Below are 15,909 nucleotides of genomic sequence, written 5' to 3'. Positions count from 1 at the left end.
GCGCCGGGCGAACGGCGCTCCCGATACCCGCCCCTCTTGTTATGACAGCCGTCATAAAGCAGGCTGGTCCCGACGGCACACGTCGACGCGGTGGGAGGAAGCGGTGGCGGACGGGATGGCACGGCAGCTGTGGGAGCGCTACGAGCCGGTGCACGATCTCGTGTACTTCGCGCCGGAGGTGCGCCGGGCCACGGACGCGCTCGGGATGCGCGGGTTCTGGATGGGGTACTTCGCGCTGCGCGCCGCACCGCTCGGCAGCGTTCCGCCGTCCGTCGTGACGAGCTGCTTCTACGTCTTCCACGCTGACCGGGTGGCCCGGGCGCTGCCCGACGCCTGGACGTACGCGACTCCCGCCGAGGTGCTGGCCGCGCGTCAGGACGCCCTGGACGCGGCGATGGACGGCCTGTTCGGAGCGGACACCGTGCGCTCGGCCGAGTTCGCCGAGACCGCCGATCTCGCCTGGGAGGCCACCGCGGCGGCGGACACCACGGGCCGGGTGCTGGCCGCCGCGAATCAGGCACTGGAGTGCCCTGGCCGCCCCACCGCGCGGCTGTGGCAGGCCCTGACAACCCTGCGCGAGCACCGCGGCGACTCGCATGTCGCGGTGCTGGTGAGCCAGGGGCTCGGGCCCGTCGAGGCCATGGTGCTCAAGGCCGCGGCCGGTGAGTCCGACGGGGCGCTGCTGCGGGAGACGCGCAGGTGGGAGCAGTCCGACTGGGAGGCGGCCACGACGCGGCTGCGCGAGCGCGGGCTGCTTGCCGCCGACGGCTCGCTCGACGCGGCCGGGATGGCCGTCCGCGCCGAGGTGGAGGCGCTGACGGACGCGGCGGCGGAAGGACCGTGGACCGCGCTGGGCACCGAGCGCACCGCACGTCTCGCCGAGTTGCTGAACCCGCTGGCCCGCGCGGTCGAGGGTTCGGGCCTGCTGCCACCGGGCAATCCGGTGGGCCTGACCCGCGTCGCCCGCTGACCGCACTCCGGGAGAGCCGCCCGTGCCGGTCCGGCGCGCCGGGGTACCCGACGCCGGCCGGCCGGGAATGCCGGCGCCGACGCCCGCCCTCCAGCAGTCGGTCCCGTCGGTGCCCCGGCGGGGGTGCCGGGGCGGGGACCGCGTGCGGAGGGCGGGGTGCCGCGGGCTACCAGGCGACCGGGAGCCGCTCGGGGATCCGCTTCATGAAGCCCGTGCGCCACACCAGTTGGCCGGGCGGTACGGCGAGCGCGAGGTCCGGGAGGCGGTCGAGGAGGACCTCCAGGGCGATCCGGGCGTGCGCGCGGCCGAGCGCGGTCGCGGGGCAGTAGTGGGCGCCGCCGCCGAAGGAGAGGTGGTCGGCCGTGTTCTCGCGGTGGATGTCGAAGCGGTGCGGGTCGGGGAACTTCTCCGGGTCGAGGTTGGCACCCTCCACCAGCACCAGGGCGAGCTCGCCCGCGCGGATGTCGACGTCGCCGAGCCGGACGTCCTCCAGGGCGAGGCGGGGCAGGGCGTCACCGATGGAGAGGTTGACCCGCAGCAGCTCCTCCACACCCGGGCCGATCAAGTCCGGCCTGTCCCGCAGGAGGTCGCGGGCGATGGGGTGGGTGAGCAGGTACACCAGGGCCATGGCGAGGAAGCCCGCGGTGGAGATGACGCCCGCGCCGAACATCGTGACACCGACCGTGGCCAGCATCTCGTCGCTGAGGTGGGCGTAGTCGGGGTCGTCGCGCAGGGCGGCTAGTTCGCCCATCAGGCCGTGCGTCGCCGGGTCGTCGAGCAGGGCCGTCATCCGGGAGATGTCCCGGTCCCAGTTGATCTTCGCGCCGGTGATCGGGCACGGCGAGTTCATGAAGGCGATGTCGAGGCTGCGCAGGAAGGCCGGGGCCTCGGTCTGCGGGATGCCGAGGATACGGCAGTGCATGCCGGCCGAGTAGGGCTCGCAGAACGCGTCGCGCAGGTCGGCCGTCGGGCCGTCGGCCACCATGCGGTCCACCAGCCGGTGCGCCTCCTCGCGCAGCCACTCCAGCAGACCCGGGGACTTCGGGTTGAGTGCCTTCAGCACCGCCCTGCGCAGCCCGGCGCCGGTGATGTTGCCCATGTTGTTCACGACCTCGGGCGGGATCGTGAGCGCGTACTGCCGGGGCGCTCCGGGGGCGGAGGTGTCCTTCAGGGAGAACCGGTCGTCCTTCAGCACCTGTGCGCACAGGTCGTACGACGACACCAGCCAGGCCTCGTCACCGGCGAGGGTGCGCACGCGCCGTACGGGGGTGGCGGCGCGTAGCTCCTCGACCTCGGCGGGGACCTCGGTGCCGTTCCAGGAGAACGGGAAGTCGAGCAGGGGCGGGTGGTCGGTGCGGGTGTCGGGGGCGGTGGTCATGCCACGGCTCCTTCCAGGGCGATGGGGGTGACGATGGCGTGGCCCTGGTTGCGGGAGGCGCGCAGGCCGGCGCCGCGGGAGTACAACAGCTCGGCCATCGGCAGCAGTTGGTGGTAGCAGTTGAGGGAGGAGGGCACTTTGAGGATGGCGGGGGTGTCCAGGAAGAGCGGGGCCTCGGCGCAGACGTACTCCAGGCACACGGCGCGCTGCCGCTCGGTCGGTGCCTCACCCCGGGCGCTGAGGAAACGATTCACCAAGGCCTCGCACACGGCCCGGAAGGCCCCGTCGGAGGCCAGGCGCGCCTGCAGGTGCCGGTGGATTTCCTGGTACGCGGGGTTGGTGCGGAACTCCGACATCGGGTGCCAGTCAAGCCGCAGGCCGTCCGGGTCGGCCGCCGACACCGCGTCACGGACCTTGGCGCGCACCCCGCGCAGGTTCTTCACCGCCTTGCGCCGGGCCTCGTCCGGAGGGTAGCCGGAGGCCTCGTACATCTCGGCGACGTACAGGTCGGTGTAGACGAAGTCGACCCGGTCGAAGTGGTCCAGCCCCCAGCGGGCGAGGTCGTGCAGGCGACGCGCGGAGAAGTAACTGTTGCCCGGGGACACACCGATCACCGCATGGGCGCCCTCGCCCAGGATGACTTCGCAGTGGGAGGTGTACGGCTGGACTTCGAAGACGTCGGCCATCAGCACGGATGCTGTGGTCAAGAGGGAAATCCTCCGCCGCGCGCTAGTCCCGGCGGGGCCCTGTGCCCCTGGTGTGGCTGCGCGGCGCCCTCACGCTAGCCGTACGGAATCAGCACGGGTAGTTACCGCCGGGGTTTGGCTGAAAACAGTCGTAGCAATAGTTGAAGGCCCGCGCTACCACTCCCGGTTGGCGGTTGTACACCGCCGGCCGTGGTCGACATCCGGGGCCGGTGGAGTGCCGGCTCACCGGACGCCCGGCCACGGGTGCCCCAACGACTGCCGGGCCGCCGGCCGAGGTGACCTTGGGCAGCTGAACTGCGGTGATGACCAAGCGCGGCGATACTCTCGGGGAGCTCCGCGCCGAAGTGGCGGCACGGCGCCGGCCGGCCGCCGCGGACGCGGTCCGGGGGCCGGCGGTACCCGGGTGCGACGAGCGGTCGATGGCGGCGGAGTGGGTCCCCACCGGGCGACCTGTCCTGATGGAAACGCTGCATTTCGGCCAGGCCCCGGCCACGCTGCATGCCTCGGGTGCTTCGGATTTCGGAGCGCCACCGCCCGACGGCCCCGAGGACGCGTTCGTCGGCCTCCCCCCATGCGCCACACACCCGGCGCCGACCGGCCCGGCTGGTACGCCGGGCACCGCGTGTTGCCGGAGGTACGCGGCGCGGTCGGCCAATCGCCGAAGTTCGTCCACGAAGGCCGCCGCGCTGGAATCATCGCTCGGCGGGAGCACGAGCGGAGGAGGCCCATGGCGGTGGAGACGACCGAGCTGGCCAAGAACGTGATCGGGTTCCTGCTGACCGGGATCGGCGCGACCGTCCTGTTCCTCATGCCGGGCTACCTGTTGGGCACGACCATGGACCGCGGCCGGCAGGGCCCGGCCGTCAGCGAACGGGCGTTCGTCGCCCATGTGGCCGTCGGATCCCTCGTGGTGCACCTCATGATGTTGTGGTGGACGGCCCCGCTCGCCTCCGACGTCGTCCAGCACGGTCCGGGACGGGACGCCGGCCAGATCGCGGCCTGGACGATGATCGTCCTGCTGGTCGTCCCCGTGGCCCTGGGAGCCGGGCTGTCGTTCCTCGCCGACGTCCGCCGCCCGGCCTGGCTGCACCGGCTGCTGGTCCGGATCGGCCTGTCCTCGGTGACCAGGGTCTCCGAGGCCTGGGACTGGGTCTTCAGCCGGGGGTTCCCGGCCTACGTCCGGGTCAGGCTCACCGAGGGCCGGGTCGTCTACGGGCTGTACGCCGACCGTTCGTTCGCCTCGTCCGACCCCGCGCACCGGGACCTGTACCTGCAACAGCGGTGGACGGACGAGGACGACTGGTTCGCCGAGCCGTATCCCGGCAGCAGGGGGATTTGGTTGAATGGAAGTTCCATCGTGTCGATCGAGTTCTTCGACGGCAGGGAGGCGGATCCCGATGACCCGGCCTGACGATCCTCCCGAGGACTGGGAGCCCGACTGGGACGACGACCCTCACCGCGGTTGGCAGGCGGCTCCGATGCGCAGGCCGCTGCCGCCCAAGCGCCCGGCCCGCCGGTCACCCGCTCCGGCCCCGCCTCAGACTCCGCCCCCGGACGAGGGGGCCGAACCGGTCGACGAGGCGTCCGCCTAGCCCCCGCTCCTCCGGGACGGCATCGAGATCGATGGTCCCCACCTTGAGCCCGGCCGCTTCCAAGAGGTCGAGCATCAGGGCCTCGGCCGCGTAGCGCACCACCGGGCGAAGCTCCGTGAGGACGTGCTCGGCGGCTGTCCTTCCCCCGGGCAGCACGGCGAGCAGCGCCGTGAAGCGCACTCCCGGCACGGCGTCGACCGCCTCGATGAGGTCGTCGAGCGAGGCGGGCAGGTCGTCGTAGCGAGTCGCCACCCAGCGCAGCCGGTCGATGGTCTCCTCAAGCCGGGGCGAGCCGGTCAGCCGGTCGGTGATCGACACGGCGAGCAGGTGGTGGAAGGCCTCGGCGCCGATCGTGCCGCCGTTCGTCAGATGCGCCGCGAGGGTCGCGTGGGCGTCCCTGATCGCTTCCGGGTCGAGGGTGTCCCGGACGCCGTAGAGCAACCGCAGGGCGTCCCGCATCAGTTCGGCCGCCTCGGTGTACCGCCCCTCGCGCGCCTCGAGTTCGGCCAGCGACTGCCGGACGCCGGCGAGCCGGGCCAGGGCCCGCTCCCGCTCGAAGACGGCCTGGCAGCGGCGCAGGACCTCGCGGGCCCGGGTCGACTGGCCGAACTCGCGCAGCAGGAACGCGTTGTTGTACTCGGCCTGGGCGATCTCCAGTTCTGGTGCGCCGCGCCGCGCCATGCTCACGATGATGCCGTCGCCGAACTCCAGGGCCTCCTCCCATCGGCGGAGCTTCATCGCCGCCCGCAAGCCCGCGTTGAGCAGGACCTCCAGGACGTGCCACCGGTCGTGTTCCCCTGACTCGTCCTCGCCCAGCTTCCCGAGTCGGCGCGCCAGCCGCCGCACGCGCGGAAGGGCGTCCTCGTAGCGCCCCGCGGCCACCAGGGCCTGCACCACCTGCAGCTGCGCGGTCAGCCGCCGCCACGGATCCGGCCCCGCGCGACGGGCGTGCTCCTCCGCCAGTTCGGCGACGTGCAGGGCCTCCTCCGCGCGGCCCATCAAGATCAGCACATTGGCCAGATGGCCGCCGGCGAGCGCCGCGGCCTGGTGGTCCCCGGCCTCGACCGCGCTCTCCAGGGACGTCCGCAGCTCGGCCCCGGCCGAGACGTTCCGGCTCCGGACCAGCAGGTCGGTCCGGAGCTTGCCCACGTCCGGCTCGACGTCGGTGCCTCGGGCGAGCTCGTCCAGCTCGGCGAGCCAGGCGTGTACGGCGTCGATCGTCTCGGCCGACATGTCGCGCCCGGTGATCACGCTGAGCACCTCAAGGGCCTCGCGCGGGCGCTCCAGGGCCAGCAGGTACGGGACGGCACGGCCGGCGTAGAAGACGGCCATGTGGCTGTTCTCCTCGCGGCGGCTCTCCTGGATGCAGAACCACCAGAACGCAGCGACGACACCGGTCACCGCCGCGTACTCCTCGCCGGTGAGCAGGCCGCGGCCCACCTCGACCGTGATCGGATGCATCAGGACGGAGCGGACGGCGTTCTCGACCGCCGGATCGCGGACGACGTCCGCCAGGCCGCAGCGGGCCAGGGCATCGAGCACGGGATCCACGTCAGGCGCCTCGCCCTGCCCGCCGAACGCCTCCCACACGTCCTCCCAGACGGAGGTGACGACGGGCGCCGCCTCGCGGTCCGCGTCTTCCAGCGAACACAGGAACCGGAAGAGGATCCGGGCCTCCTGCGGCAGGGCGGAGGCCGCGTCCTCGGCCCAGGCGGCGATCAGGGCGCGGTGACCGGTCCGCCCGGCCAGCAGCAGAGGGTGCCTCTCACCGCCGCGCACCAGCGAGGCGTCCACGCCGGGGACTTCGCGGGCGAGCAGCGCGCAGTCCGCCGGCGAGAGCGGGTGGACCGGCTCGATCCTCAGGTTCCCGGGCGGGTCCGCCGGGACGAGCCGCGAGGTGAGGACGACCTTGGGTCCGCCGGTGCGTTCCGCGTGCTCCCGCCACCGCTCGTCGTGCCAGACGCCGTCCATGCCGTCCAGGACGATCAGAGTCCGCTCGTCGAGGCCGTCGGTCGTCGCGGGGACTGCTCCTTGGCACCACAGGACGCGGTCGTAGGCATCCGCGTAGGCGTGTGCGAACTCCAGGGCGGTCGTGGACTTGCCGATGCCCGGCATCCCGGTCAGCAGCACCGGGCCGGTTGCCGCCAGACGGCCGACCAGCGCGGCTCGGCCGACGAACACCTGCGGCCGCTCCGGGAGTTCCGCCGAGACACCCGGCACGCTCGGCCTCGGGCCGGGCGGGGGTATGACCGGCATCAGGTCGGCCGTTCCCGCGCTGAGCAGTACCGGTGTCGCCGACCACAGCGGACGCCAGGCCCGTCCCGCGGCGTCGCTGCGCCGCCTCAAGCCGGTCATCGCCTCACGAGCGGCGGTGGACACCGCGCCGCCGGACAGCAGGCGCAGATAGAACTCCCGGGTGAACTCGACGGCGAACTCGTCGGCGAGGGGGTAGCGCATGGCCAGGACCGCGCAGCTCATCGTCGAGGCCAGCCGGATCGGCAGCGCGGGCGCCGGCTCGAGGTCCTCCTCCTCGTCCCAGTCGGCCGTGGCGTCCCCGCCGGAATCGCACCAGGACAGCACGATCAGCTTCAGTCGCCGTGCCGACGGGTTCAGCATCCCGGTGATCTCGTCGGCCGTCACGGTCTCGCTCCGCCCGTGGCCGTCGTCGGTGAACAGCTCTCCGGGGCGTCCGTGCCCGGCCAGGTGCACGATGTCCCAGCCTTCGGGGTCGGGGAGCCGCTCACTCAGGCGCTGTCGTGTGACTCCGTAGTGCAGGACGTGCAGCTCGATGGCACGGCCGCCGTCCGAGACCTCCTTGACGATCCGCTCAAGGGCCATCAACTCGCGCCGTAGCCCCAGCGCGGCGGCGTCGGACGGCAGGCTGAACACCGCGAGGATCCGCAGGGCCGTCGACGGCTTCGTCTTGCCCGTCGCGGCCGCCGCGGTCTCGAAGACCAGGCTCACCGGTCTCTCCGCGAGGCGGACGCCGTCGCCGAGCCGGGCCAGCTCCCACGGTCGGTCGAGGAGCCAGGCCGCGCCCTGGGGAACCTGGACGCGCACGACTGCGGGTTCGGCGCGGTCCTCGCCGAGGATCCCGCCGACGGGGCCGAGGACCTCCGCGCCGATCCACCGGCCGAGCCCGTCCATCAGCCGGAGCTCGTCGCTGCGGCGCCGGTCCGGTGAGGTCCGCCAGCGCAGCCAGGCGTGCAGGTCGCAGAAGGCGGCGAAGGACGCGTCCGCGGGGTCGAGCCGCACCTCGTGCTCGGCCAGCACGGTTCCGTCGGCCCGGGTCAGCCTCCAGGTCCATTCGACCGGGGCGGCGGCGTCGGAAACGGCGTCCGCCGAGAGGATCAGACGGGACGGATCCAGTGGAGGGAAAGGTGCCTCCTCGACGGCGGCCGACTCCTCCTCTTCGGCGTTCCCGGCGAGTTCGCGCTCGACCCGCTCCAGGTCCGAGCGGTCCGCGACCACGTGGGGGTGAGCCGGGCCGTCGATGGCCTCTCCGGCGGCCACCGCCGCGGCCAGCTGGTTCCGTGCCTCCTCCAGCTCACCCAGATCGCGCAGCACCCGGGAGAGCGTGGACCGGCAGGCGGTCACCCTGTGGTCGTTCTCCCCCACCGAGGCCAGCAGCCGGGCCAGGGCCTGTTCCATCTCGCGCCGGGCACCGCTCAGGTCTCCTTCCTCGTGCAGGAACACGCCCAGTGACTGCCGGCCGACGGCGAGGTCCGGGCTGCCCGCTTCGAGACGCCTCTCCCCGATCGCCAGGGCGGCCAGCAGCTCCGCCTTGGCGGCCGCGGGCTCGCCGAGCTCGCGCAGGACCGCCGACAGCGTGTGCCGGTAGCGCGCGACCTGCGGGGCGTCCGGTCCGCGGACTTCCGTCGCCAGGGCGATCGCCTGGTCGATCCGGGCACGTCCCTCGGCCGGGTCGCCGTCCTCCGAGAGGGCATGGCCGTACTGGTAGTACGCCTCCGCCAAGTCGGCCCGGTCGCCGCGCCGGATCGAGCGCGAGATTTCCAGGGAGTCCCTCAGCAGCCGTTTCGCCTGCTCGGTCCGTCCCCGCCGGCCCGCGGCCATGCCCAGGTCGCGCAGCACCCGCACGCAGAGCGGCTGCAGCCGATTCATTTCGCGCACGTGCGCGACGGCGTGCTCGGCGTGGCTCGCGAGCCGGTCGGCGTCGGAGGGGAGGCCGACCGCGTCGAGTGCCTCGGCACACACGAGCAGGGCCGCACCGGCCCAGTACGGCCGCATCACCAGGGTGCGGGCCGCAGCCTGCACCACGGAGTGCATTCTGAGCTCGGATCCGTCTGGCGCGATCTTGACCAGCCCGAACTCGGCTAGGGCGGCGCCGGCCGTGGCGTACCCGTCCGGATCGCGCAGCGATGGCGGCAGGAAGCCCAGGTCCATGTCGTGGCCGAACAGCAGCCGCAGGTCGAGCCGCGCGGGGGCGAGGAACGCCAACAGGCTCATCAGCCCGTATGCGCCGGGCCGGGCCAGCAGTTCGCCCTTCATGGCGGACAGTGCCGCCGCCACCGGTACCACCTGGGCGGGCACGGCCGCACGCAGCACGGCTCTGGTCGCACGGTCGCGGTAGACGATCCCGGTCACCAGGCGGTTCGGACGCTTCGGGCCCTTGCGGACCCGCCGGAGATAGGCGCCGAGCGGAAGCTGACGCCTCTCCAGGCAGGCCCGGGCCAGTCGAAGGGCAGGGGGTGAATCCGCGAGTTCGGCGGCCAGTTCCTCCGCTTCGCGAAGTTCCATGATCCCGGTCACCGGTGCCAGGTATGCCAGCGACTCCTGCCGAGTCCAGGCCGGCACCGGGCCGACGAGCGCATCGTCCCGCATCCCAAAAGCTTATGAACCGCACGCCGTCCCTGGGGGAGAATTCCTGCGGGGGAGGCGACCGGCCCGAAGCACACAGAGGTGCCGCCCGCCACTCCCCCGCGCCCCGGGCGCCGATCCGACCGTCGCGGCGGTGTGGTCCCGCTCACTCCGCCCGCCCGCCTCTTCCCCAACCTCCCATGCCAGAAGGCCTTTCCGGCCTGCCTGCCCCACCTGCGGTTACGCAGCGTAAGGAAACCAATCACCCGTTCGAATCGTATAAGGACGTGAAAGCCGAATCAGGGAGAGACCATGCAACCGTTCACGCTCAACTACGCACGCCCTGCTGTGCAGTTGGACGTCACCACTCCGTACGCGTACGACTCCGGACTGCAGTTGAACGTCCTCCCGGACGGGCGGATCGCCGCCACCGACCACGCGACTCTCAGGGCACTCGGGACCACGACGTCGACCGCCGGTTCCAAGACGCACTTCGACGACTGAGCCGCGGGCCCTGGAAGATGACCGTGCTCATCCTGACCAGTGAAGAAGACGTGACGGCCGACATGGTGGTCCTGCGACTGGGCGAGGCCGGCGTGCCCGTCGTCCGGCTGGACCCCGCCGACCTCACCAACGGGGTGGCGCTGTCGGGCGAGTACGTCCAGGGCGCCTGTCGCGGGCATCTGTCCGCCGGCGGGCGCCTGGTGAGTATGAACGGCCTGCGCTCCATCTGGGTGCGCAGACCCGGGGATGCCGCCGCCCGCGCCGCCCACCCGTCGGCCTGGCTGACGGAGGAGTCGTCGCAGGCGCTGTACGGCATGCTGCGCACCACCGACGCGCGCTGGATGAACCATCCGGACGCGGCCCGGCGCGCCCGTCACAAGCCCTGGCAGCTGCGCCTCGCCCAGAACAGCGGCCTCGCGGTGCCGGCCACGCTGATCACGACGTTCCCGCAGGCGGCCCGGGAGTTCGCGGCGCGCTTCCCGGACCTGGTGGTCAAACCGGTGTCCGGCGCGCATCCGCAGGAGCCGCCGCGTGCGGTACCGACCAGCCGGGTCGCGCCGGACACCGACTTCTCCGCGGTGGCCTTCGGTCCGACGCTGCTGCAGCGGCGGGTCGGCAAGCGGGCCGACATCCGGCTCACCGCCGTCGGCGACACGCTGCTGGCCGCGCGCAAACCCACCGACCCCGACGCCCACCCGGACGACGTGGACGTCCGGTTCGCCCCGTCGGTCTCCCCCTGGCTGCCCGCGGAGGTGCCGCCGCGCGTCGCCGAGGGCGTACGGCGGTACATGCGGGGCGCGGAACTGGCCTACGGCGCATTCGACTTCGCCGAGGACGCCGACGGGATCTGGTGGTTCCTGGAGTGCAACCAGTCGGGCCAGTTCGGTTTCGTCGAGATGGACACAGGTCAGCCCATCGCCGCCACGATCGCCAGGTGGCTCGCCGGGGGCGGGGACCGGGACCGCGGGTGTGCGGAGGACGACCGGAGCGCAGCCTCTTGAGGGTGCGGGGAGCGGCTCGGAGAAAGGAACGCCACATGCGTATCGGACTGCTGGGAACGGGCCCGTGGGCCCAGGCGGCATACGCCCCCGCACTCGCCGGGCACCCCGGCGTGGAGTTCGCCGGGGTGTGGGGGCGCCGGCCGGAGGCGGCCGCGACGCTGGCCGAGCCGTACGACGTCCCCGTGTACGACGACGTGGACGCGCTGCTGGCCGACGTGGACGCGGTGGCCGTGGCCCTGCCGCCGTCGGTGCAGGCCGAGTTGGCGGTGCGTGCGGCACGGGCGGCCCGGCATCTGCTGCTGGACAAGCCGCTCGCCGTGTCGGTCGACCAGGGGCGCGCCGTCGTGACCGCGGCGGAGCGGGCCGGGGTGGCCTCGGTGGTGTTCCTCACCGCGCGTTTCCAGAAGGAACCGGAGGCCTGGATCGACGAACAGGCGGCCGTGGCGGGCTGGTTCACGGCCCGTGCGCAGTGGCTGGGGGCGGTCTTCACCTCCGCCAGCCCGTTCGCGGCCTCGCCGTGGCGGCGGGAGAAGGGCGCGCTGTGGGACGTCGGCCCGCACGCGCTGTCGGTCCTGCTGCCCGTCCTCGGCGACGTACGGCACGTGGTGGCGGCGGCACACGGCCCGGCGGACACCGTCCACCTCGTCCTCGACCACGCCACCGGCGCGTCGAGCACGCTCACGCTGAGCCTGACGGCGCCGCCCGCGGCTGCCGGGGCCGAAGTGGAACTGCGGGGCGAGGAGGGCGTGGCGCTGATGCCGGGGAGTTCCGAGGGAGCGATCCCCGCGCTCACGCGCGCCACCGACGCCCTGCTCCGGGCCGCCCGCACGGGCCGCCCGCACGCCTGCGACGCCGCGTTCGGCCTCCGCGTCACCGAGATCCTCGCCACGGCGGAGTCCCGCCTCACAGCCGCCAGGGACTGACCCCGGCCCCCACCCGCCCCTGCCCGCGCGGCCCCGGTTCCCTTCGGTGGCGGCGCGGGCAGGGGGCTGGAGTCGACGATCCACCGGCAGGGCGGTCGCGGCTCCGAACGGTGGGCCCTGTCAACCCTCACCCGGCACTGACACCGCCGCCGGACCAGAAGTTGATGCGCTCCCGTACGACGGGGTAGCCGGCCGCGGTGAAGTGGGCGGCCATGGGGAGGTTGGTCCGGTCGGTGGCGGCGGCGATGAACTCGGCGCCCTGCGCCACCAGGAAGTGGGTACATTCCGCGAGCAGGTCGTAGGCGTAGCCGCGACCGCGCTGTTCGGGCACGACGCCGATGAAACCGACACAGGGCCCGGACGGATTGTGTGCGGGGATGTGGACGCCGACCGTCTCGCCCTCGGGCGTGCGGGCGATCTGCCACCACGCGCGCGGGGACGGGAACCAGTGGAAGACGTCCAGTTCCTGCTGTGCCGCCCGGTCCGGTCCGCCCTGCTCGATGGCCCGGCGGGCGTGTGCGTCGAGGGTGACGGAGTGGATTCGGCGCAGCAGGTCGAAGAAGACCGTGTCGTCCGGCTCGGCGGTGAAGAGAAGGCGCCCGGGCCGCTCGGGCACGCCCCGGTCCGCGGTCCAGCGGTACACGAAACGCTCCACCAGAGGGGTGTATCCGGCCGCGCGGGCGGCGGCGGCGCGGACGTCGGTGGCGGCCCGCTGCCGGGCCTCGGAGCGCCAGCCGGCGGGCAGGTCCAGTTCGAGTTCGTCGGTCGGCCAGGGCGCCGTGCGCAGGAGTGCGGCGCCGGCCTCCTCCTCGCCCTCGGCCACGTCGAACCAGTTGATCAGGAGCGGCTCGGGGTCCTCGGGCCGGCCCCACCAGGCGGCGCGGGCCACGGTACGGCCGTCGCGGACGGCGATGCGCTGCCAGTCGGGGCGGTAGCGGGTCTGCCGGTGCCTGTCCCGGAACCCCAGCGGGTCGGGCATGGTGTCGAAGAGGTGCGCGCTGCTCTCGTCGAGCGTACGAATGACCGGGGTGGTCATGGATTCCTCCGGGGTGCGTGCCGCGGTACGGCGTGGACGCGCTCCCGGTCAGGCGTGGCACACCCGGGTGACGGGGAGGGGGGAGCGCGGGATGACAGTGGCCATGACGCTCGCCTCCTTCCGTCCGTCTCGGGCGTGCCGGCACAGCCTAGGAGTGCCGCGTCCGGGGCGTCCACCGGTTATCGCAGCGCCGGTGGCCGGCGGCCCGCCCGGAGGCACCGCGCGAGGGGGCAGGACCACGGCGCGGCCCGGTGCCGTGGCGGGCGCGAGGCCCGGTGGGACCCCGGTGCCGCAGGGGCCGGAGGCCCCGGCGGGAAGGGCGGCGTAGCTTGGGGGTGTGCGATGGGTGCGCGGCGTGTCGTCGCGCGGGGACCGGGAGGATCGCGGCTGGCTGCGGGGCGCGCCGCCGCCGTGGTGGGTGCGGGTGCTGCCCGTGCTGCTGCTCGTCGCCGTCAGCACGGCCACGCTGCTCACCCCGCATGCGCGCGATCTCGGCTTCCTGCTCGGGGCCATCCCGCCGCTGGCCGTGCTGTCGTACGGCCCTCTGGCCACCGCGCTCCTCGGCCTCGCGGTCATCGTGGTGCTGAACGTGCCCGCCACGCATCTGAACCGCCCCGGCAACACCGATCTGCTCACCATCGTGTTCGTGGCCGCGCTGAGCGTGTTCGTGTCGTATGTGCGCAGTCGCCGGGACGCCCAGCTGGACACGGAGCGGGCGATCGGCGAGGCCGTGCAGCGTGCCGTGATGCCGCCGCTTCCGAAGCGGGTCGCGGGCGTGGGGTGCACGGGTTTCTACCGGGCGGCGCAGGACGGGACGCTGGTGGGCGGGGACTTCTTCGACGTGCGCGACGGGCCGTACGGGGTGCGTGCGGTGGTGGGCGACGTACAGGGGCACGGGCTGTCGGCGCTCGCGACGGTGGTGTCACTGCTGGGCGCCTTCCGGGAGGCGGTGCTGGACCAGCCGGACCTGGAGGCGGTGGCCGCGCGGATGGACCGCAGGCTGGCGGTGGACTCGGCGGGCGTGCGGCATGCGGAACTGTTCGCCACCGGGGTGCTGCTGGAGTTCTCCCCCGACAGACGTGTCGTGCGGGTGGTGGCCTGCGGTCATCCGGCGCCCGTCCTGCTGCACGGGGAGCACGCCCGGGAGCTGACGGTGGCGCCCGGACCCCCGCTGGGACTCGGGCTCGTCGGCGTCGACCCGCCGAAGGAGGTCACGGTGCCGCTCGGTCCGGACGACCGGCTGTTCCTGGCCTCGGACGGGGTGTGGGAGGCACGGGACGCCGACGACACCTTCTACCCGCTGCCCGCGCGCCTCGCCGCCCTGGCCCGCACACCGCCCGCCGAGCTGCCCGGAGCGGTCTGGGCGGACCTCGTACAGCTGCGCTACACGGTGCGGGACGACGTCACGATGCTGGTGCTGGCACCCGCTCCGCCGGCCGCCTAGCGAGGCGGCGCACCGGGTACGGCGATCCGGCGGGGCACACGTACCCCGCCTCCCCTGCCTCACCCCAACCGGCGAACCCACCATCGGAGTTCGAACGTCCCAGCTCAAACGCCAGGGTGCGCCACCCCTTCCGCCACGTAGAAATATCTACGAGCATGCATATGCCGGGTTGGTGTGCAGGCGCACGGAGTGCCCGGTCACGGCCGTTTCCCGCGTCGAGCGCGGGCGCGCGAGGAGACCCGGAGCAGTGCATGACGAACACGATGTGGATGCGGGGCGTGGAGTGGCTGGCCGCGGCCGCGGCGGACCCGCGCTCCTGCAAACGGGAGTGGGATCACGGCGAGGGCGTCGCGCTGCTGGAGGCCGGCCGCTTCTGGGATCTGCTGAGTGTCCCCGACCGGCTGGGTCTGCTCACACTGGACCTGCTGTGGCGGCCCGGGGTGCCCGCGCCGGGGCCGACACTGGTCGACACGGCGGTGGGCCGGGTCGGGTTCTTCCTGCCGCCGGACCCCTGCGGGGGCTGGGTGGGGGCCGGTCTGCGGTACGCGACCAAGGGGGCCTGGGTCGCCGTTCCGCCGCCGTACCGGCCCACGCGCTTCCTGGAGTGGCTCGTGCCGCCCGACGGGACCGGCAGGCTCCACTCGCCCGGCGCACTCGAGGACGCGCTGCGGCAGGCGAACGGCTCTCTCGCCGTCCTCGGACCGCTGGGCGGGCAGTGAGGACCGGGCGGGGACCGCACGCACCCGGAGCGACCGCCGGGGGCGAACGGCCCGTGGCGCGCGGGCACGGAGCTTCCGCGCGTCCCGGCACTCGGCGACGACGCGAACGCGGGGCGGTTCCCCGACCCGATCCGTCCACGCGGGCCGGCCGACTGGCCCAGCACCCGTTCCAGGGAGTCGATCCGTCCCAGGCGCCAGATCCAGCGCAGGCGCGTGATCCGATCCAGTCGCATGATCCAATCCAGGACATGGCCCGGTCCAGGCGCCTGCTCCGGTCCCGGTCCCCGCGACCGGTCCCGTCCACACCTGCGGCCCAGCCCGAGCGACTGATCCCAGCCCCGCACTCGACCCGGCCCACACAGCGCATCCCCTCCACGCACTCGGTCCGGCCGGGCCGGTCCAAGCGCTTCGCCAGGTCCGGACGGCCGATGCCGTGGTGCCGGCCGGGGCCACGCCGACCCTGACCGGCCGCTCAGGCGGGCCAGGCCGGTCGGGGCGGGCTCGGGTCGGCTCCGGTCAGTCCGGAGCTGGGTCCGGTCGATCGGGGTCCGGTCGATCCGGGTCCGATCGATCCGGGTCCGATCGGTCCGGGCCCAGTCGGGTCGGGTCCAGGCGGGTCGGGCCCCGGTCGCACGGGCCCACTCGAATCCGGTCCACCCCGGTCGGATCCGGAACCGGGTCCAGGTCCGGTCGGATGAGGTCCACTCGAATCCGGTCCACCCCGGTCGCATCCGGAACCGGGTCCGGCTCCGGTCGCACGGGCCCCACTCGAATCCGGTCCACCCGGGCCGGTCCCGGAGCCGGTTCCGGCCCCGGT

Annotated in this window: 11 protein-coding genes; 7 read left to right on the top strand and 4 right to left on the bottom strand. The window is 73.4% G+C overall.

What is annotated here, in order from left to right; all coding sequences use genetic code 11:
* The first annotated feature begins 103 nt into the window (after window positions 1–103).
* A complete protein-coding gene (locus IO33_RS0106255; protein ID WP_031161124.1) occupies window positions 104–970 on the top strand; it encodes an SCO6745 family protein in 867 nt (288 codons plus the stop codon).
* A 166-nt stretch (window positions 971–1,136) separates the two neighbouring features.
* Here the strand turns inward: IO33_RS0106255 and IO33_RS0106250 are convergent, their stop codons facing one another.
* Entirely contained in the window at window positions 1,137–2,348 is a 1,212-nt protein-coding gene (locus IO33_RS0106250; protein WP_051926468.1) for a cytochrome P450, read from the bottom strand.
* Window positions 2,345–3,055 (bottom strand): cyclodityrosine synthase, encoded by a 711-nt coding sequence (locus IO33_RS0106245; protein ID WP_245235712.1) that lies wholly within the window; start codon window positions 3,053–3,055, stop codon window positions 2,345–2,347. The genes IO33_RS0106250 and IO33_RS0106245 overlap by 4 nt, the downstream gene beginning before the upstream one ends.
* Before the next feature lie 727 nt (window positions 3,056–3,782).
* Between IO33_RS0106245 and IO33_RS0106240 the strand changes: the two genes are divergently transcribed.
* A complete protein-coding gene (locus IO33_RS0106240) occupies window positions 3,783–4,466 on the top strand; it encodes a DUF6338 family protein (protein ID WP_031161118.1) in 684 nt (227 codons plus the stop codon).
* A 106-nt stretch (window positions 4,467–4,572) separates the two neighbouring features.
* On the opposite strand, the gene IO33_RS43890 is transcribed toward IO33_RS0106240, so the two are convergent.
* Window positions 4,573–9,489 carry a tetratricopeptide repeat protein gene (locus IO33_RS43890; protein ID WP_037684996.1) on the bottom strand — a complete coding sequence of 1,639 codons (4,917 nt, stop codon included), beginning with the start codon at window positions 9,487–9,489 and terminating at the stop codon, window positions 4,573–4,575.
* A 288-nt stretch (window positions 9,490–9,777) separates the two neighbouring features.
* Between IO33_RS43890 and tgmA the strand changes: the two genes are divergently transcribed.
* Genes tgmA through IO33_RS0106215 form a run of 3 tightly spaced genes read left to right on the top strand, consistent with a single transcriptional unit; the run spans window position 9,778 to window position 11,893 of the window.
* On the top strand, window positions 9,778–9,969 hold the full coding sequence (tgmA, locus tag IO33_RS0106225) for a putative ATP-grasp-modified RiPP (RefSeq protein ID WP_020938095.1): 192 nt from the start codon (window positions 9,778–9,780) through the stop codon (window positions 9,967–9,969).
* A gap of 17 nt (window positions 9,970–9,986) precedes the next feature.
* Complete coding sequence (tgmB, locus tag IO33_RS0106220; RefSeq protein WP_031161113.1) at window positions 9,987–10,970, top strand: ATP-grasp ribosomal peptide maturase; 984 nt, start codon at window positions 9,987–9,989, stop codon at window positions 10,968–10,970.
* Between the two features lie 35 nt (window positions 10,971–11,005).
* A complete protein-coding gene (locus IO33_RS0106215; RefSeq protein WP_031161110.1) occupies window positions 11,006–11,893 on the top strand; it encodes a Gfo/Idh/MocA family protein in 888 nt (295 codons plus the stop codon).
* Window positions 11,894–12,020: 127 nt separating this feature from the next.
* Here IO33_RS0106215 and IO33_RS0106210 read toward each other — a convergent pair whose 3' ends face one another.
* Entirely contained in the window at window positions 12,021–12,929 is a 909-nt protein-coding gene (locus tag IO33_RS0106210) for a GNAT family N-acetyltransferase (RefSeq protein WP_031161108.1), read from the bottom strand.
* Window positions 12,930–13,275: 346 nt separating this feature from the next.
* Here IO33_RS0106210 and IO33_RS0106205 point away from each other — a divergent pair, with 346 nt between their 5' ends.
* Window positions 13,276–14,373, top strand: a complete 1,098-nt coding sequence (locus tag IO33_RS0106205; RefSeq protein ID WP_425347960.1) for a PP2C family protein-serine/threonine phosphatase — start codon at window positions 13,276–13,278, stop codon at window positions 14,371–14,373.
* 251 nt (window positions 14,374–14,624) lie between these two features.
* A complete protein-coding gene (locus IO33_RS0106200; protein WP_031161103.1) occupies window positions 14,625–15,092 on the top strand; it encodes a hypothetical protein in 468 nt (155 codons plus the stop codon).
* The last annotated feature ends 817 nt before the right edge of the window (window positions 15,093–15,909 follow it).

The sequence above is a fragment of the Streptomyces durhamensis genome (assembly GCF_000725475.1).
GTDB classification, from domain to species: Bacteria; Actinomycetota; Actinomycetes; order Streptomycetales; family Streptomycetaceae; genus Streptomyces; species Streptomyces filipinensis.
The sequence above is the reverse complement of the archived record's forward strand: the minus strand, read 5'-3'. Positions and strand labels throughout refer to the sequence as shown.

Coding starts and splice junctions, on each gene's coding strand:
- IO33_RS0106250 (WP_051926468.1), bottom strand. CDS start 2,348: ATGACCACCGCCCCCGACACCCGCACCGACCACCCGCCCCTGCTCGAC.
- IO33_RS0106240 (WP_031161118.1), top strand. CDS start 3,783: ATGGCGGTGGAGACGACCGAGCTGGCCAAGAACGTGATCGGGTTCCTG.
- IO33_RS43890 (WP_037684996.1), bottom strand. CDS start 9,489: ATGCGGGACGATGCGCTCGTCGGCCCGGTGCCGGCCTGGACTCGGCAG.
- tgmA (WP_020938095.1), top strand. CDS start 9,778: ATGCAACCGTTCACGCTCAACTACGCACGCCCTGCTGTGCAGTTGGAC.
- tgmB (WP_031161113.1), top strand. CDS start 9,987: ATGACCGTGCTCATCCTGACCAGTGAAGAAGACGTGACGGCCGACATG.
- IO33_RS0106215 (WP_031161110.1), top strand. CDS start 11,006: ATGCGTATCGGACTGCTGGGAACGGGCCCGTGGGCCCAGGCGGCATAC.
- IO33_RS0106210 (WP_031161108.1), bottom strand. CDS start 12,929: ATGACCACCCCGGTCATTCGTACGCTCGACGAGAGCAGCGCGCACCTC.
- IO33_RS0106200 (WP_031161103.1), top strand. CDS start 14,625: ATGACGAACACGATGTGGATGCGGGGCGTGGAGTGGCTGGCCGCGGCC.